Source organism: Staphylococcus sp. FSL W8-1270, assembly GCF_038007165.1.
Lineage (GTDB): Bacteria > Bacillota > Bacilli > Staphylococcales > Staphylococcaceae > Staphylococcus > Staphylococcus hominis.
The window spans coordinates 1,824,763-1,843,424 of the sequence record NZ_JBBOWQ010000001.1; the positions used below are offsets into that span (position 1 = coordinate 1,824,763).

The 18,662-nt window shown below is 31.9% G+C and carries 19 protein-coding genes and 1 tRNA gene; 5 read left to right on the forward strand and 15 right to left on the reverse strand.

Annotation, left to right across the window (positions count from 1 at the left end):
* Positions 1-5: 5 nt before the first annotated feature.
* From rnr to NSU06_RS09165, 10 genes are all read right to left on the reverse strand, one after another.
* Complete coding sequence (rnr, locus tag NSU06_RS09120) at positions 6-2,384, reverse strand: ribonuclease R (protein ID WP_340779864.1); 2,379 nt, start codon at positions 2,382-2,384, stop codon at positions 6-8.
* Between the two features lie 36 nt (positions 2,385-2,420).
* Complete coding sequence (locus tag NSU06_RS09125) at positions 2,421-3,161, reverse strand: alpha/beta hydrolase (protein WP_049415376.1); 741 nt, start codon at positions 3,159-3,161, stop codon at positions 2,421-2,423.
* Between the two features lie 204 nt (positions 3,162-3,365).
* Positions 3,366-3,599 carry a preprotein translocase subunit SecG gene (gene secG, locus NSU06_RS09130; protein ID WP_002448159.1) on the reverse strand — a complete coding sequence of 78 codons (234 nt, stop codon included), beginning with the start codon at positions 3,597-3,599 and terminating at the stop codon, positions 3,366-3,368.
* Positions 3,600-3,666: 67 nt separating this feature from the next.
* Positions 3,667-4,137, reverse strand: coding sequence for a hypothetical protein (locus tag NSU06_RS09135; protein ID WP_017175901.1), 471 nt, complete (start codon positions 4,135-4,137; stop codon positions 3,667-3,669).
* 173 nt (positions 4,138-4,310) lie between these two features.
* Positions 4,311-5,615 (reverse strand): surface-displayed alpha-enolase, encoded by a 1,305-nt coding sequence (eno, locus tag NSU06_RS09140; RefSeq protein WP_017175902.1) that lies wholly within the window; start codon positions 5,613-5,615, stop codon positions 4,311-4,313.
* 131 nt (positions 5,616-5,746) lie between these two features.
* Positions 5,747-7,264, reverse strand: coding sequence for a 2,3-bisphosphoglycerate-independent phosphoglycerate mutase (gpmI, locus tag NSU06_RS09145; protein ID WP_049415377.1), 1,518 nt, complete (start codon positions 7,262-7,264; stop codon positions 5,747-5,749).
* Positions 7,265-7,266: 2 nt separating this feature from the next.
* Positions 7,267-8,028: a triose-phosphate isomerase gene (tpiA, locus tag NSU06_RS09150; RefSeq protein ID WP_049415379.1), complete on the reverse strand. Its 762-nt coding sequence runs from the start codon at positions 8,026-8,028 to the stop codon at positions 7,267-7,269.
* 111 nt (positions 8,029-8,139) lie between these two features.
* The gene (locus NSU06_RS09155) at positions 8,140-9,330 is read right to left on the reverse strand and encodes a phosphoglycerate kinase (RefSeq protein WP_017175905.1); all 1,191 of its coding nucleotides are present in this window, start codon (positions 9,328-9,330) and stop codon (positions 8,140-8,142) included.
* A gap of 145 nt (positions 9,331-9,475) precedes the next feature.
* A complete protein-coding gene (gene gap, locus NSU06_RS09160) occupies positions 9,476-10,483 on the reverse strand; it encodes a type I glyceraldehyde-3-phosphate dehydrogenase (protein ID WP_017175906.1) in 1,008 nt (335 codons plus the stop codon).
* A gap of 46 nt (positions 10,484-10,529) precedes the next feature.
* The gene (locus NSU06_RS09165; RefSeq protein WP_048683224.1) at positions 10,530-11,549 is read right to left on the reverse strand and encodes a sugar-binding transcriptional regulator; all 1,020 of its coding nucleotides are present in this window, start codon (positions 11,547-11,549) and stop codon (positions 10,530-10,532) included.
* Between the two features lie 266 nt (positions 11,550-11,815).
* Here NSU06_RS09165 and NSU06_RS09170 point away from each other — a divergent pair, with 266 nt between their 5' ends.
* A complete protein-coding gene (locus tag NSU06_RS09170; protein WP_049382072.1) occupies positions 11,816-12,043 on the forward strand; it encodes a hypothetical protein in 228 nt (75 codons plus the stop codon).
* Positions 12,044-12,095: 52 nt separating this feature from the next.
* Here NSU06_RS09170 and NSU06_RS09175 read toward each other — a convergent pair whose 3' ends face one another.
* A complete protein-coding gene (locus tag NSU06_RS09175) occupies positions 12,096-12,860 on the reverse strand; it encodes a DUF4887 domain-containing protein (RefSeq protein ID WP_150885485.1) in 765 nt (254 codons plus the stop codon).
* A 187-nt stretch (positions 12,861-13,047) separates the two neighbouring features.
* Between NSU06_RS09175 and NSU06_RS09180 the strand changes: the two genes are divergently transcribed.
* The 3 genes from NSU06_RS09180 (at position 13,048) to NSU06_RS09190 (ending at position 14,615) form a co-directional block, all read left to right on the forward strand.
* Positions 13,048-13,218 carry a hypothetical protein gene (locus NSU06_RS09180; protein WP_167805761.1) on the forward strand — a complete coding sequence of 57 codons (171 nt, stop codon included), beginning with the start codon at positions 13,048-13,050 and terminating at the stop codon, positions 13,216-13,218.
* A 297-nt stretch (positions 13,219-13,515) separates the two neighbouring features.
* A complete protein-coding gene (locus tag NSU06_RS09185) occupies positions 13,516-14,415 on the forward strand; it encodes a TIGR01777 family oxidoreductase (RefSeq protein ID WP_054105331.1) in 900 nt (299 codons plus the stop codon).
* A gap of 17 nt (positions 14,416-14,432) precedes the next feature.
* Entirely contained in the window at positions 14,433-14,615 is a 183-nt protein-coding gene (locus NSU06_RS09190) for a hypothetical protein (protein WP_048683232.1), read from the forward strand.
* Between the two features lie 51 nt (positions 14,616-14,666).
* On the opposite strand, the gene clpP is transcribed toward NSU06_RS09190, so the two are convergent.
* Positions 14,667-15,254, reverse strand: a complete 588-nt coding sequence (clpP, locus tag NSU06_RS09195; protein WP_017175911.1) for an ATP-dependent Clp endopeptidase proteolytic subunit ClpP — start codon at positions 15,252-15,254, stop codon at positions 14,667-14,669.
* 177 nt (positions 15,255-15,431) lie between these two features.
* On the opposite strand from clpP, the gene NSU06_RS09200 reads away from it, so the two are divergent.
* A tRNA-Arg gene (locus tag NSU06_RS09200) sits at positions 15,432-15,503 on the forward strand.
* Between the two features lie 68 nt (positions 15,504-15,571).
* Here NSU06_RS09200 and whiA read toward each other — a convergent pair.
* From whiA to rapZ, 3 genes are all read right to left on the reverse strand, one after another.
* Positions 15,572-16,516, reverse strand: coding sequence for a DNA-binding protein WhiA (gene whiA / locus NSU06_RS09205; RefSeq protein ID WP_019834952.1), 945 nt, complete (start codon positions 16,514-16,516; stop codon positions 15,572-15,574).
* A 97-nt stretch (positions 16,517-16,613) separates the two neighbouring features.
* A complete protein-coding gene (locus NSU06_RS09210) occupies positions 16,614-17,600 on the reverse strand; it encodes a gluconeogenesis factor YvcK family protein (RefSeq protein ID WP_019834951.1) in 987 nt (328 codons plus the stop codon).
* Positions 17,597-18,511: an RNase adapter RapZ gene (rapZ, locus tag NSU06_RS09215; RefSeq protein ID WP_017175914.1), complete on the reverse strand. Its 915-nt coding sequence runs from the start codon at positions 18,509-18,511 to the stop codon at positions 17,597-17,599. Before rapZ ends, NSU06_RS09210 begins: the two co-directional genes overlap by 4 nt.
* Between the last annotated feature and the right edge of the window lie 151 nt (positions 18,512-18,662).

An 18,662-nucleotide genomic window follows, 5' to 3' on the forward strand; every position in this document is an offset into this window, starting at 1 on the left:
GCTGATTATTTTTTCTTACGACGCGCTTTTTTCTTAATATTTTTATCTTTATAAAAAGGTTTATGCTTAGTTGAGCTTTGTTTATCACGTTGACGTTGATTTTTACCCTTACGTTGTTTACGTTTTTTCTTTTTGTTTTTATGATGATTATCTTTGGATTTATCTAAAGATTTACCACGCGTTTTAGCTTGAATCGTTTTTCCACGAGCAGGACGCTGTGATTTATCATTTTTAGGTAATGGCATGCCAACAATTTGGAAATCTATCATGCGTTCATCTACGTCTACATGAGTAACTTTAACTTTTACCTCATCACCAATTCTAAACACTTTAGCATGTCGTTCACCTATCAACGCCATTTGTCTTTCATCAAATTGATAATAATCATCTGTCATATTAGAAATATGAACCATACCTTCTATCGTATTTGGTAATTCAACGAACATACCAAAATTGGCAACAGAGCTTACAATACCTTCAAATTCATCACCAATATGTTGAATCATATACTCTGCTTTCTTCAACTCATCTGTATCTCTCTCTGCTTCAATTGCGCGACGTTCACGTTGAGATGTATGTTCTGCTAATTCTGGTAATGTTTCTTCCCATTTATGCATCTCTTTATGATTCATAGAGTGATCGACAAGATACTTACGAATTAAGCGATGGACAGTTAAATCTGGATAACGACGAATCGGGGAAGTAAAATGTGTATAATATTCTGCTGACAAGCCGAAATGACCTAAATTTGTATCATCATAATGTGCTTGTTGCATCGAACGTAACATCATTGTTGAAATAACCATTTGCTCAGAACGACCTTCAACTTCTTCTTGGATAGATTGTAATGTTGAAGGATGAATATCTTCACCTGTGCCTTTAACCATAATACCAAAATTAGTAATAAAGTCGAAGAACTGGCGTAATCGATCTGATTTTGGTTGTTCATGAACACGATAAATAAATGGCACTTCTAATTTGTTAAAATGTTCAGCAACTGTTTCATTGGCTGCTAACATAAATGATTCAATTAAACGCTCTCCTTCACCACGTTCTCGCATTATTACATCTGTAGGTAGTCCTTCTTGATTGACCAACACTTTTGCTTCATTAATATCAAAATCAATTTCACCACGACGTTTACGCATACGGATAAGTCGATTAGATAAATCTTGTGCTAAATCTAACATTGGGACAATTTCACTGTATTGTTGACGCACTTCTGTATTTTTTTCGGTAATAATTTGATTTACTGCATCATATGTCATACGATAGTTTGAATGAATAACACTATCAAATATGTCATGATTCACCACTTCGCCACGCTCATTTATTTCCATACGACAACTTAACGTTAAACGATCTACTTCAGGATTTAATGAACAGATACCATTACTTAAACGGTGTGGAATCATTGGAATAACACGGTCCACTAAATATACACTCGTTGCTCTATCATAAGCTTCTTTATCTAGCGCAGAGCCTTCTTTTACGTAATAACTTACGTCTGCAATACTTACTGTCAATTCCGTATGGTCATTATCTAGACGTTTAACGCTAATTGCATCGTCTAAATCTTTAGCATCTGCACCATCTATTGTAATTGTAAGATCGTTTCTTAAATCTCTTCGTCCCTTAATTTCTTCAGGTTTTATTTCTTCAGGGACTGATTCCGCTTCTTTTAATACCTCATCAGGAAATTCAATCTCAATTCCATGCTGATAAATAATTGAAAGAATATCTACTCCTGGGTCATTTTTATGACCTAGAATAGCAGACACATGTCCTTCTGGATTATCTGTACCATCAGCATATTTTGTGATTTGGACAAGTACTTTATGACCATCTACAGCTCCAAGACTCTGTCCTTTAGGTATAAATATATCTTGCATAATACGTTTATCGTCAGGAATGACAAAACCAAAATGTTTTGCTTCACTATACGTACCTACCACTTGTGTGACAGAGTGTTTTTCTATAGATTTTACTTCACCTTCAACTTTTCCACGATGCTCTCCTCTGGATTTTTGTAATTCAACTATTACTGTATCTCCATCTAAAGCACGATTAATCTTTGTTGGTGGAATAAAAATATCTTCAAGTTCTTCGTTTTCTGGGCGTAAAAAAGCAAAGCCTTTTTTATTTTGACTTAAAGTACCTCTTATTAATTTTGAACTTAAATTCTTATTTGATACTTTACGTTGATAGCGATCTGTTTTTGTTCGCTCTACCAATCCTGCTTGTTCAAGTTCAACGAGCACCTTTATTAATTCTCTAAATGAGTCGGCACTACTAAGACCTAAAGCATCTTGAAAGTCTGATACAGACATCGGTTCATAATCAGGTTGTTTTACAATTTCTTCAATGGATTGCTTTAAATTCATCATGCCCCTCCTTTCTTCAATCAATTATTTTGTGATTTATTCAGACCAGTCTAATCCTTCTAAAAACGCATATACATCTTCAAACACTTGCTCTTTTTCTTTATCAATTGTAATGACATGTCCTGAATTTGCATACCATTTAATTTGTTTTTCATCTGAATCTACATTTTCGTATATATAATTTGCTGACTGAGGATCAATCATTTCATCTTTTTCAGCTTGAACTACTAAAATGGGATCTAAGACTTCATCTACATCATTACGCACACGACTTAAAGTATCACTAAGTTCTTTGAGTGTTTCAGTAGGATGAAAATCTTCCATTTCTTTATCAATCGTTGCTTGATCTTTACCTTCGTATTTTTTAAAATTACGTGCATATTCTAAAAAACCTTCATAGATTGTACCTTCTGTTTTTACTTCGACAGGTGCACACATTGTTATGATACCTTTTACAGGACGGTTTAAACTTAACTTCAATGCAAATACGCCGCCTAACGACAATCCAGCTACCGCTATGTCTTCATAACCTTGTTCTACAAGATAATCATAGCCATCAAGTACATCTTTAAACCATACATATGGACTAGACTTTAATATTTCTTCTGGCGGTGCAGCATGACCTTCATACTGTGGCGCATAAGAAGTATAACCTTTTTTTTGTAAAAATCTACCAAGTTGTCTTACATCTGAGGAATTACCTGTGAATCCATGTAAGAGTAAGACTGCTCTTTTACCTTCTTGGAAAAAGAAAGGTTGAGGTAACTTAATTTGCATTTTTTATCCCTCTCTAACAAAAATTATAATATGATTATTTTTTTAATTTGTACTAATAGGTTGTATTCATTATATAATCAATCTATTTTATTCCCTGAATAGCTTAAAAATATGCATTGATGATTATATTAAAATAATGACTTCTTTATAAAATGTGTTAATTCTATTATAAATAAAAAAGCCCGACATTGATATCGTCGGACCTTATAAACCAAAATAACTTATCCCAATCATTATTAAAAAGAAAATGATGGCTAACACAATTGTTAATCTATGCAAGAATAAATCGACGCCACGTTGTTTTTGCTTACCAAATAACTGTTCAGCGCCCCCGCTAATCGCACCCGAAAGTCCATTACTTTTACTTTCTTGGAGTAATACAACAGTAATTAATGCAATACAATCAATAATTAATAAGACCATAAATAATGTATGCATGAAAAATGTCCTCCGTTCATTATATACGTTCCGAATTATAACATATTCTTAATATAGTTATCAAATACTATCGATTAAATGTACTTTTACGTACAATTGAAATAATTAACATATATATGGCTAATATTGCTGAACCAATCACGACGATTAAAATAGGTAAAATAAATAAAACCGATTTTGTTTCAATAATAGCATTTAACACCATTGTTAAGTTGACAAGTGTAAATAATACATTTGATACATATACGGCAAACATAAACCACCAAAGATATTTATGTCGATTCCATAAAGCAATCACTCCAGCTAAATATGCAAGAATATACATAATACCTGTATATCTAAAACTATTTAAAATATTATCTACTGCACTGCTTGACGCTTTTTGATGTGCTAGTGTTAACAGTGTCTTAGCAGTGCGAGCATCTAAAGCAATAAAATTATGGATAATTAATAATATACAAAATACAAGCGAACTATATCCAATCAATTGACCAGTAATACGTTCTCTTTTATTTGACTGATTAAGTTGTTGATCCATCTTCAATTCTCCTTCTTTCAATTACAGGATTATTATATCAGTTTCATCAATGAAGTTAAATCTTACACTTCTATACTATTATTTAAAATTTTATATTAAAAAAAGCCTGTCATAGTCTCAACTCTATGACAGGCAAACGCGTGAACTCTATTAATTTTAGTATGTTGCTAAAATTATTTATCTAAATTGTAGAAAGATTTAATTCCGTCAAATTTTGCTGTTTCAAATAATTCATCTTCAATACGTAGTAATTGATTATATTTCGCAATACGATCTGTTCTTGATAATGAACCAGTTTTAATTTGACCAGCATTTGTTGCTACTGCGATATCAGCAATTGTTGTATCTTCAGTTTCACCAGAACGGTGAGATACTACTGCAGTGTAACCAGCTTTTTGAGCCATTTCAATAGCATCAAATGTTTCAGTTAATGTACCAATTTGGTTTACTTTGATTAAGATTGAGTTACCAATACCTTGTTCAATACCTCTAGAAAGAATTTCAGTATTAGTTACGAATAAATCGTCACCTACTAATTGAACTTTATCCCCGATACGATCAGTTAATTGTTTCCAACCGTCCCAGTCATTTTCATCCATACCATCTTCAATTGTAATGATTGGATATTTACTAATTAATTCTTCTAAGTAGTCAACTTGTTCAGCTGCGCTACGTTTCGCACCATGTTCACCTTCGAATTTAGTGTAGTCATATACATCATTTTCATAGAATTCAGATGAAGCACAGTCAAATCCTAAGAATACATCTTCACCTGGTTTGTAACCAGCTTTTTCAATCGCTTTAATGATTGTTTCAACTGCATCTTCAGTACCGTCAAATCTTGGAGCGAAACCACCTTCGTCACCTACAGCAGTTTCTAATCCACGTTCACTTAAAATTGATTTTAAGTTATGGAAAATTTCAGCACCCCAACGTAATGCTTCTTTAAATGATTCAGCACCAGTTGGTAAAATCATGAATTCTTGGAATGCAATTGGTGCATCTGAGTGAGAACCACCGTTAACAATATTCATCATTGGGACTGGTAATTGTTTACCGTTAAATCCACCGAAATATTTGTATAATGGTTGACCTAATAAGTCAGCTGCTGCGCGTGCAACGGCAATAGATACACCTAAAATAGCGTTTGCACCTAATTTACCTTTGTTAGGTGTTCCGTCTAATTGAATCATCATTTTATCAATTGATACTTGATCTAAAACTGAAAATTCACCTTCAACGATTTCTGGAGCGATAATTTCGTTTACATTTTCAACAGCTTTTGTAACGCCTTTACCGCTATAACGTGATTTATCTCCATCACGTAATTCAACTGCTTCGTGTTCACCAGTAGAAGCACCTGAAGGTACTAAAGCACGACCAAAAGCACCACTTTCAGTTAATACTTCAACTTCAACTGTTGGGTTACCACGTGAGTCTAATACTTCGCGAGCATAAACATCTGTAATAATTGGCATAATAAATAATCTCCTTTAAATTTAGATTCCTTAATTATTATAACTATTTTTTGTTATTTAATAAAATATTTATACTAAGATGACTTAATATTAAAGAATAATATTAAATCATCTTATCATTTACAGTTTTACTAATGCTTAATTAAAGATTCACCTGTCATGTCTGACGGTTGTTCAACATTTAATAAGTCTAGTAATGTAGGTGCTAAGTCACCTAAACGACCAGTTTCACGTAATGTTACATCTTCTTTAGTAACAATTACCGGAACTGGGTTTGTAGTATGAGTAGTCATAGGTTGATCATCATCAGTTAAAACTTGATCTGAGTTACCATGGTCAGCTGTAATAATTGCATAGCCATTCATATCTAAAATTTTATCAACCACTTCACCTAAACATTCATCTACTGCTTCAATTGCTTTGATAGTTGGTTCAAGCATACCACTATGACCTACCATGTCAGGGTTAGCAAAGTTTAAAATAATTAAATCTAAATCACCTTTGTCTAACTCTTCTAACAATGTATCTTTAACTTCGTATGCACTCATTTCAGGTTTTAAATCATACGTAGCAACTTTAGGTGAATCGATTAAGCGACGACGTTCACCTTCAAATTCTTCATTACGTCCCCCACTCATGAAATAAGTAACATGTGGGTATTTTTCAGTTTCTGCAATACGTAATTGTTTTAAATTATTATTTTGAGCAACTTCACCAATTGTATTCGTTAAATCAACTTTTTCAAATACGACTTCTGCATCAACATTATCATTGTATTTAGTAAACGTTGCATAGAATAAATCATTTACACGCTCAACTTTAAAGCCGTCAAATGCTTTATTTGTAAATATTTCAGATAATTGTGCTGCTCTATCAGGACGGAAATTGAAGAAGATAACAGCATCACCATCTTGAACACCTTCATTTTGTCCTTCAACTATGAAAGGTTCAACAAATTCATCTGTAACATCATTTGCATAATTCGCTTCTACACCTTCTTTAGCGTTCGCATAAGAAGAACCTTCGAAATTGCGAATAGCATTATAAGCTTTTTCTTCACGATCCCAACGTTTATCACGGTCCATTGCGTAATAACGACCTGAAATTGATGCGAATTGACCTACACCAAGTTCTTTGAATTTAGCTTCTGTTTCTTCAATATATTTAATTGCTGATTTTTGATCTACATCACGACCATCTAAAAATGCATGTACATACACTTTATCTAAACCTTTTTGTTTAGCAAGTTCTAATAATGCAAATAAATGTTTGTAATGACTGTGAACACCGCCATCTGAAAGTAAACCAAATACATGTAATGCTGAATCGTGATCTTTAACGTGTTGAGCTGCTTTACCTAACACTTCATTTTCGTAGAAATCACCATCTTCAATGGATTTATTAATACGAGTTAAACTTTGATAGACAATACGACCTGCACCTATATTCATATGACCTACTTCAGAGTTACCCATTTGACCTTCGGGAAGACCAACATCTAAACCACTTGCTTCAATTTGAGTCGTAGGATATTTGTTGTAATAACGATCAAAATTTGGTTTATGCGCTTGTTTTACTGCATTACCATGTTCACTTTCACGGTTAGCAAAACCGTCTAAAATAATTAATGCTGTTGGTTGTTTAGCCATAATTATTTAGCACCTTCTAACAATTGTACAAAATCATCTACTTTAAGTGATGCGCCACCAACTAATGCACCATCGATATCTGATTGAGTCATATATTCTTTAACATTATTTGGTTTCACACTACCACCATATTGAATACGAGTCGCATCAGCTACATCTTGACTAGACACGTCTGCTACTGTTTTACGTACTTGTGCACACATTTCATTTGCATCTTCTGAAGTAGCTGATTTACCAGTACCGATTGCCCAAATTGGTTCATAAGCAATAACAACTTCTTTAAGTTGATCTTCTGACAAGCCTTTTACTGCTTCTTTTACTTGGTTGCTTACTACTTCGTTAGCTTTGCCATTTTCTCTTTCTTCATCTGTTTCACCAACACAAATAATTGGTGTCATTCCATGATTAAATACTGCATGTGCTTTTTTATTTACATCTTCATCTGTTTCATGGAATAATTCACGACGTTCTGAATGTCCAATAACGACATATTTAACACCTAAATCAGCTAATGCCACTGGAGAAGTTTCTCCTGTATATGCACCATTATCTTCAAAATAAGTGTTTTGAGCACCAATTTTTAATCCTTTTGCTTTGCCATCATTCACTAGAGAGATTAATGCATCTAATTGAATTGTTGGCGCACAAATTACTGATTCAACTTCTTTTTCATCAGGTAATGTAGGTAAATTGTTTACAAAGTCTTTAGCTTCTTGAACTGTTTTATTCATTTTCCAGTTACCAGCTATGATTGGTTTTCTCATTATTGACACTCCTATTATTAATAAATTTAAACTTACTTATAAATATTTACGTTCTTTTATTGTTTTCCCATGAAAATCATAAAAGAAACATTTTTATTATTCAAATAAATATTATTTATCGTTAATTGCTTTGATACCAGGTAATTCTTTACCTTCAAGATATTCTAATGAAGCACCGCCACCAGTTGAAATATGAGTGAAATCATCTTCAAATCCTAGTGAAATTGCAGCCGCTGCTGAATCACCGCCGCCGATAATTGTGATTGCATCTTCTAAGTTAGCAATTGCTTTACATACACCAATTGTACCTTTAGCAAAATTACTAAATTCAAATACACCCATAGGTCCGTTCCATACTACTGTGTGAGCACCTTGTAATTCTTTAGTAAATAACTCGATTGTTTTTGGTCCAATATCCATTGCTTCTTGATCACTTGGAATTTCATCAATAGACACTTCAGTGATTTTAGCATCATTTGAAAATTCTTTAGCTACTTTGCAATCAACAGGTAATACAATTTGATCGCCATTTTTTTCTAAAAGTTCTTTAGCAAAGTCAATTTTATCTTCTTCTAATAAAGATAGACCAATTTCTTTACCTTGTGCTTTTAAAAATGTATATGCCATACCGCCACCAATAATGATTTTATCAGCGATATTCACTAAATTTTTAATAACACCAATTTTGTCAGATACTTTAGCACCACCTAAAATAGCCACAACTGGTTTATGTGGATCATTTACCACACCACCGATAAATTTAATTTCTTTTTCCATTAGGTAGCCTGCAGCTGTTTCTAGATGAGTAGAAATACCAACATTTGAAGCATGTTCACGGTGTGCAGTACCAAATGCATCATTTACAAACACATCACCTAATGATGCCCAATACTTACCTAATTCAGGATCATTTTTAGATTCTTTTTTACCATCTAAATCTTCAAAACGAGTATTTTCAACTAATAATACATCGCCTTCATTTAAATTTTTAATTGCAGATTCTAATTTTTCACCGCGTGTTTCTGGAATAAACACAACTTCTTTGCCTAATTTTTCAGTTAATGAATCCGCTACTGGTTTTAAAGTTAACTCTTTTTTATCACTTTCTTCTTTAACTTTACCTAAATGAGAGAATAATACTAATTTACCGCCTTGTTCTAAAATATATTTAATTGTTGGTAAAGCTTGAACAATACGGTTATCATTTGTAATTTCACCGTTTTTTAAAGGTACATTAAAATCAGCACGTTCAAGTACAACTTTCCCTTTTAAGTCTAAATCAGAAACAATTTTTTTTGCCATTATAATTTCCTCCTTTAAATAGGAATTATTAATATAAAAATAAGCGGAGAAGCGTTAGTGCTCCCCGCTTACTCATAAGCTAACTTAATTCAACATTTTATATAAGTGTACTGAGCACAAGTTTTTATTAAACTAGGCTACGAAATTATTTAGTTAATTCAGCTAAATATTCTAAAGTACGTACTAATTGAGAAGTATAAGACATTTCGTTGTCATACCAAGCAGCTACTTTAACTAATTGTTTGTCGCCAACTGAGATGACACGAGTTTGAGTTGCATCGAATAATGAACCAAAGTTCATACCAACAATATCTGATGATACGATTTCATCTTCAGTGTAACCGAATGATTCGTCAGCAGCATTTTTCATTGCTTTGTTAACATCTTCAACTGTTACTTCTTTTTCTAATACAACTGTTACTTCAGTTAATGAACCAGTAGCTACTGGTACACGTTGTGCTCCACCATCTAATTTACCATCGATTTCAGGAATTACTTTACCGATAGCTTTAGCTGCACCTGTTGAGTTAGGTACGATGTTTTGTGCTGCTGCACGTGCACGACGTTTGTCACCTTTTTTGTGTGGACCATCTTGAGTCATTTGGTCGCCAGTGTAAGCGTGAATAGTTGTCATTAAACCTTCAACAATACCAAATTCGTCATTTAAAACTTTAGCAACTGGTGCTAATGAGTTTGTAGTACATGAAGCACCTGATACTACTGTTTCAGATCCGTCTAAATCTTTGTGGTTTGTGTTAAATACGATAGTTTTAACATCACCTTTAGCTGGAGCAGAAATTAATACTTTTTTAGCTCCTGCATTAATGTGTGCTTCAGCTTTTTCTTTTTCTGTATAGAAACCAGTACATTCTAATACTACGTCGATATCTAAATCGCCCCATGGTAATTTACTTGCATCTGGTTCTTCAAAAGATTTAACTTCTTTACCATTTACACGGAAACCACCTTCAACAACTTCTACGTCTCCGTTAAAGCGACCTTGCATAGTGTCATATTTTAATAAATGAGCTAACATTTCGTCGTCTGTTAAGTCGTTTACTGCAACTACTTCAATACCTTCTACGTCTTGAATTCTTCTGAATGCTAAACGACCAATTCTACCAAAACCATTAATTGCTACTTTTACTGCCATTATAATGGCCTCCTTTAAAATGATATTTAAAAAGTTAAATAACTTTTTATTCCTTATTTAGTATTACTTTAGCTGCTGCTTCATCAGTAATTAATATTGTATTTTTGGGAGCAATACTGAGATATGCTTTGATAGCTTCTCCCTTAGACATGCCGCCAGCAACAGCATATATAAATTCTTTGCTTTCTAAATCTTCAAGTTGTAATCCAATAGTTTTTACTTTTTGAACTACATGACCTTGAGCGTCAAAATAATATCCGAAAGCTTCTCCGACGGCTTGATGATGTTGAAGTCTTTCAATCACCTCATCAGATGATTGTCTACGATGCGCCATCTTCAGCGCATCACCAATACCGTGTATTGTTATATTTGCTTGTTTAATCTTTTCTAATGTGTGCACAACTGATGGTTCCATCAGTAATGTATTATATGTTGATTCGCTTACATTATCTGGTACATATAGGGTGGTATAATACCCACCACTTTGTTGTGCCATACTTGCTGCAATTGTATTTGCTTGATAAACCATATTTTCACCAAGACCACCACGTGCCGGAACAAAAAACACATTAAATGGTAATAAATGCATTGCTCGGCTAACATTAGCCATTGTTGATCCGCCTGTCACTGACACAATTGCATCTTCATACAATATATCTTCTAGTAAATGACCTGCTTGTCTACCCATCTCAGACTTAACTTCTTCATGCATGTCAGCATTTCCAGGTATGACATATACTTCTTTAACTCCAAAGTTGGACTTAATATGTTTAGCATAATGATTATCATCTTTATACACTTTAAAGTAATCACTTAATTGATTAAGTACTTTTGTACCTTCCTCGGTGATTTCCATACCAGTTGATTTTACTTGTATAAGATTTTGCTTTTTTAATATGTCTGTTTCTGTTCTTAAGACTCTTTCTGTAATATCCATATGTTCGCTTAAACTTCTACGCCCAACAGGTTCATTATTTGAAATTGTCGTTAAGATAGAGAAACGTCGATACATTTTATCAACTAAGTCAGGAACCAACTTTTGTTGTAGTTTAATCAGATCTTTCACTACTACCTTCCTCCTATTTTTCTCAAAAGGTAATCGAGAGTTAGAGGGGGTTTGACTTTTTTTGTCCCAGGTGGGACAAAATTCAACCTCTTTACAATTGCAATACTACTATTGTCGTTATAAAAAAGCAAGCGAAAACCCTTATTATTTTAAATAATCTGTTAAATATTTAAAATAGGGTATAGTAAATGCAATAGAGTTAACTTTATAGGTTTTTCAAAAATGATGAATTATAATTGAAAATTAACTAGATAGGAGGAATCACTTTGAAATATAAAGACAATAAGGATGTAGAAGTTTTAGATCCTTCTGATAATAGATATAAAGATGATGACTATTTTAAAAGAGAACAAGAATATCGAGATATGTCTGAACATCACAATACAATACGATATCACTATGGTTGTGGTTGTCCTTTTGGTTGTTTCTCTTCCATTTTTATATCGATTGTTCTTTCAATTATCTTAACGTTCTTGCTCAACTGGATATTTTAAAAAAACCTAGAGATACACACATGGTAAAATGTGTATATACCTAGGTCTTTTTTTATTCTTCGTTTGAAGGTCTCTGAGATTGTTGGGTATTACTTTTTGATTCTGAATTTGTTGAACTAGATGATTGTGTTTTAGGCTCGGCAGTAGATGGTTGCGTCGTTGATTTTTGTGTTTGTGATGATTGATTTGTATTAGCTCGTTCTTGTGTAGTAGTTGTGTCATTGTTACTTGAATTATGTTGTGATGTTTCAGTTGAAGCATTAGAACGAGAAGATCGACTTGACTGAGTGCTTTCAGTTGATTTATTTGTTTCTTCTTGCGTTGCTTTTTCTTGAGTTTGTGAGTTTTCTTTTTGTTGAGTACTTTGAATTTGATTTGTACTAGGTTGTTTTGTAGGTGTTTCTTTAGAAGATTGTTGTGTTTGTGCTGTTTTACCTTGATTAGTAGGTTGTACTCTTATTGAATTACTTTGCTTATTAGAATAGTTATCAGTGACATTTGGATTTTTTACGTTATCTAATTTATTTTCCTTACTATTATTTGTATTGTTTTCACTTGTTGTATTTTCTTGCGTACTTTCTTCGTTCTTTTTATCACTTTCAGTATCTTTATCTTTCTTATGTTTATGTTCTTCCGTTGATTGATTATTTAAACGTTCATTGACTCTGTTTGAATTATCTACAAAAGCAAAAACTGCAAACACTAATCCACCAAGTAATAGAAGCACAATAAGTGTACTAATTATTTTAGAAATACCACTCATTTTTTTCTTTTCATGTGCTTCATAGTCTTTAAGATTTCTATTTTTTTTTGACATGGACTCCCTCACTTCTTAATTATCTATTCATCCTTTAATATAGCAATCTATTTTACGTTATTTCCTTTTAAAAAAATAAAAAAACACTTAAGTACATATATAAATGAAATACTCATTCAATTATATATGATAACATCATATATAAATAACTACACTATCAATATAAAGTAAATTTTGGAGTGACAAAATGAAAAAAGATACTTTTAACACATTATTTAAAAATCCTTCAAGCAATAAAATTAAATCTATGATGTTAAGTAATGATGATTTTGATGAAAGTAAAAATTCAAAATTTGATATATTTATTGGCATTTTAGTTCCTATAATCATATTATTCTTAATCTTATTTATAAAGTAATATAATAGAAACTTGAAAGAGAATAGAAAGAAATTAAAATGACTTTTGTTTTGTATATTATTATATTAAAGGTGTAAACATACTTTTTAAATATTCTACTATTCTCTATGGCAAAGCTATACTTATATTATAGCTAAATTTAGGTAAATTTAATGACCGTATTTTCTAAAGTTAATGACCGTATTTTCTAAAGTTAATGACATATTATTGAATAAATCTTGAATGCTTTTTGAGCATCTTTCTCTACATTGTCATTAAAAAAATTTATTTTCTTTATAAAAAATGAGGTGTTAGTAAATGAAACAATTTTTAATTACTGGTGGAACTGGAATGGTAGGTAGTCACTTAGTAAATGAAATAAAAAAAAGAGAGGCTCATATTACAATTTTAACTCGTAGTGATAAACAAAGTGATGAGCCTAAGATTACGTATGTTAACTGGTCTAAAAAAGGATGGGAAAATCAAGTGCCAGATATTGATGTAGTTATTAATTTAGCAGGCGCTACATTAAATAAACGTTGGACACCCTCTTACAAACAAATGATTATGACAAGTCGTATTCAATCGACTGAATCTTTAGTTCATTTATTTGAGCAACGTCAACATAAACCTGAAGTGCTTTTTAATGCAAGCGCTATGGGTTATTATCCTCCAAGTTTATATCGAACTTATACAGAACAATATCAAACACTTCCTTTTGATTTCCTGTCAGATGTCGTTTATCAATGGGAACGATTTGCTCGTCGTTTCGAAAATTTTGGTACACGTGTTGTATTAGGAAGATTTAGTATGATTTTGTCTTCTGAAGGTGGCGCACTTCAAACGATGAAACTACCATATAAATTCTACGTAGGCGGTAAATTAGGTTCTGGACATCAATGGTATTCTTGGATTCACATAGATGACTTAGTGCGTGCGATTTTATTTACAATTGACGAATCAAATGCAAAAGGTCCATTTAATATGGCTTCTCCAATTCCTGAACGTCAAAATTTATTTGGTTATACGCTTGGACGTACGATGCATAAACCACATGAAACGTGGGTGCCATCATTAATTATGCGTGCTGTACTAGGAGAAATGTCGACAGTAGTTCTCGATACTCAAAAAGTCTTACCTAATAAATTAGAAGCATTAGGGTTTAATTTTAGGTATAATAATTTAAAAGTTGCACTTGAAGACTTAATTAACGAATAGTAATTGGAGATTTAGTGATGAATGACAACAAGTTAACGTATATCTTACTACTTATCGCTAGTATATTTTTAATTTTAAATGGTGTCTTTGCTTTCGAAAAGAGTATCATTATGGTACTTTTATCTTTTTTCTTTATTATTATAGGATTATTATTAGGGTTTGTAGCTATACAATATTTATTAAAAACTAAAAAACCATAAAAAAGGAAGAGCATCAATGCTCTTCCTTTTTTACATATTAAACAATTCTATTTACATATCTTCAGGTTGCATTACGTGATCAATTAAACCATATTCTTTTGCTTCATCAGCAGTTAAGAAGTTATCACGATCAGTATCTTTTTGAATTCTTTCAATACTTTGACCTGTACGTTCAGCTAAAATACGATTTAATTTTTCACGTGTTTTTAAGATATGGTTAGCAGCAATTTCAATTTCTGTCGCTTGACCTTGAGCGCCACCTAATGGTTGATGAATCATAACTTCAGCGTTTGGTAAGGCAAAACGTTTACCTTTTGTACCAGCTGCTAATAAGAATGATCCCATTGACGCAGCCATACCAATACAAATTGTTTGTACATCTGGTTTAATGTGTTGAATTGTATCGTAAATAGCAAATCCTGCTGTTACACTACCACCTGGAGAATTAATGTATAAATAAATATCTTTTTCAGAATCTTGAGCTTGTAAGAATAATAATTGTGATACAATTGAATTTGCAACATTATCATCAATTGCTGAGCCTAACATAATAATGCGGTCTTTTAATAGACGAGAATAAATATCATATGCGCGTTCACCGCGATTTGTTGTTTCAATAACTGTAGGAATTAAATTCATTATATTTCCTCCTTGTAATTAACTGTTATATTTATTTTACAACAAAAGTCAAAAATGGTCAAAAAGAATACTTTTACTTTTATTTGACGTTGCTTTTTATAATTTTATACACTATTCATATATTCAAATTGTACTGTTAATTATATATTTAGTACAGAAATTAGTTTTTATATTATACTCCTCGTAGTGTAATGGATAGCACGTAAGATTCCGGTTCTTAAGATAGAGGTTCGATTCCTCTCGAGGGGGCTATTATTAAGAAATAGAATGAAACGTTATATTAATGTTTCATCCTATTTCTTAAAACACATTTTATTTTATAATTCGACTTTTTCTCCATTTCTAATTTTATCAGCGAGTTCATTTAATTTTCGTAAGCGATGATTTACTCCTGATTTAGAAATAGGCCCATTTGATATCATTTCTCCTAATTCTTTCAAAGAAATTTCTTGATGTTCTACTCGTAATTTTGCAATCTCTCTTAAACGATCAGGTAAATTATCTAAACCTATTTCTTCATCAATTAATTGAATGCTTTGTACTTGTTTCATAGCTGCACTCACAGTTTTATTTAAATTAGCTGTTTCACAATTTACTAATCTATTGACAGAGTTTCTCATATCTCTCACTATTCTTACATCTTCAAATTTTAATAGTGCTTGGTACCCCCCTATCAAACTTAAAAACTCAGAAATTTTCTCCGCTTCTTTCAAATAAGAAATACTTCCTTTTTTTCGTTCTAAATGCTTAGCATTCAGTCCATAACTGTTCATTAGTTTAGTTAATCCCTCAGCATGTCCTTCATATTGAGAAAAAATTTCTAAATGGTAGGAAGAAGTTTCTGGATTATTTACTGATCCACCCGCTAAAAATGCCCCTCTTAAATAGCTTCTACGCATTTCATCATCTTTAATCATACTCGCATCAATGTCATGAACGAAAATACCATTTTTTAAAATACCTAATTCATCAAGTATTTCTTTAGCACGTACTTTAGTTCGACAAATGTAGATATTATTCTTTTTTAATTTCATTTTTTTTCGTACTAAAATTTCTACTTCGACATTAAAAATACGCTTAATTAATGAATATATTCTTCGAGCCGTAGTCGCATTTTCAGTTTGAACATTAATTACAAATTGTTGATTAGATAAACTGAGTGCACCGTTCATCCGAATCAAAGCGCTAAGTTCAGCTTTAGCATTACTTTCATCGACTTCAATGCGGGTCAATTCATTTTTCATATCTGATGCAAAACTCATTGATGCTCCCTCCTTTTCTCATCATCATTATTATATGTAATTAACATCTCAAAATATATAACACTCTATATCAAATTATTTTTAAATTCATTAAAATTTATTTTTTAGGTTTAAATTGAATTGTACTTGTTAATTCAAGTGCTAAATCATATACAAGTTTAGCAAGTACCTTTGTATTATGACGAACAAAGACATGGTCATAAATTTCTACAAGATTTTTAGAAGTAATCATTTTAATATTATTTTCTGTTAATTTTATTTTATTCGTACTTACAGGATGAGCATTACGTTCTTTATATCGTTGAAGAATCTGTTCATCAAATGCATCATTACTACAAATAACATAATCAATAAATGGTTCACCAGCATGTTGATGAATAGCTTTAACATGATCGTAGACATCATAATCATTTGTTTCTCCTGGTTGAGTCATAATATTAGAAATGTATAATTTCGGTGCTTGTGAACTTATGATTGCTTTAGAAATACCTTCAATACACAAATTTGAAATTACACTTGTATACAGTGAACCAGGACCTAGAACAATTAAATCCGCTTCTTGTAAAGCATCAACGGCTTCCTGCATGGGTTCTACATTAGATGGTTCTAAATAGACACGTCGAATTTTTTTATTTTTTTTAGGTATTTTAGATTCACCTTTAACAATCTCACCATCTTCTAAAACAGCATTTAACATAACATTAGTATTAGTAGATGGAATCACTTTTCCTTTAATGTTTAAAATTTTACTTAATTCTTTCACTGCATGACCAAAGTCATTTTTTATATTTGTAAGTGCTGCAAGTAATAAATTACCTAATGAGTGACCTTCAATTTGATGTTCTTCAAAACGATACTGAAATAATTCTTCTAGAATTGGTTCTGCATCACTTAGCGCTGCAATGACATTTCTAATATCTCCTGGAGCAGGAATAGACATTTCATCTCTAATTTTACCTGTACTACCACCATCATCTGCAACTGTAACAATAGCAGTAATATCTATTGGATATTCTCGTAACCCTCTAGCTAGTACTGAGAGTCCTGTGCCTCCTCCGATTAGTACTACTTTCAACTGTTTCATTTCTTCACGCCACTTTCAATATGTGCATCTCTATGATGAACATACACATTATAATCAAATATATCATTTAACTCTTCTCCGATACGTTTAGCTAAGGCTACAGAGCGATGTTGTCCACCAGTACAACCTATTGCTATAACCAGTTGTGATTTACCCTCTTTTTTATAGCCTGGAATCATAAAAATAAGTAAATCCATTAGTTTTTCAAAGAAAGTTTCAGTTTCTTTCCATTTCATCACATAATTATAAACTGCTTCATCTTCTCCAGTCATCGGTCTCAAGTCTTCAACATAATATGGATTAGGCAAAAAGCGTACATCGAATACTAAATCAGCATCTTTCTGAATACCATGTTTAAATCCAAAACTAGTTACATTAATACTAAATGAATTCATTTTTTCATCGGCGAAATGACGTTTGATTCTTTCTTTTAATTCTTTAGGCTTTAACTCTGTAGTATCAATAATATAATTCGCTATTGATCTAATATTTGAAAGTAATTGTTGTTCTTCTAGAATTGAATCAATTAAAGACATTTGACCATTTTGATTTAAAGGGTGCGCTCTACGTGATTCTTTATATCTAGAAATTAATTTTTCAGTTGTAGCTTCTAAAAACATAACATCTACAATAACATCATTTCTCGTTTTAATTACATCAATTTCATCTATAAGTGATTTAAATAACTCTTTTCCTCTTAAATCAATTGCAATTGCTACTTTTTGAAGTGAAGGGTTACCTTGCTCCATTAACTCCACAAGTTTAGGTAGTAATATAGGTGGTAAATTATCTACACAGAAAAAGCCAATATCTTCTAAACATTGAATAACTAATGATTTACCAGCGCCAGACAATCCTGTAACAACTAATAGTTCACTTTTGCTCATTTCATCATTTATTTGATTAACCATTCTAAGCACCATCCATTTAAGCATACATGTATTTATATAACATCATAGCATATATTTTTACCTTGCTAACAATTTGTATCGACTTTACTGCTAAGAAAAAAGCTAGTAATAATACTTCTATCAGAAGTGATTATTCTAGCTTTAATTAATC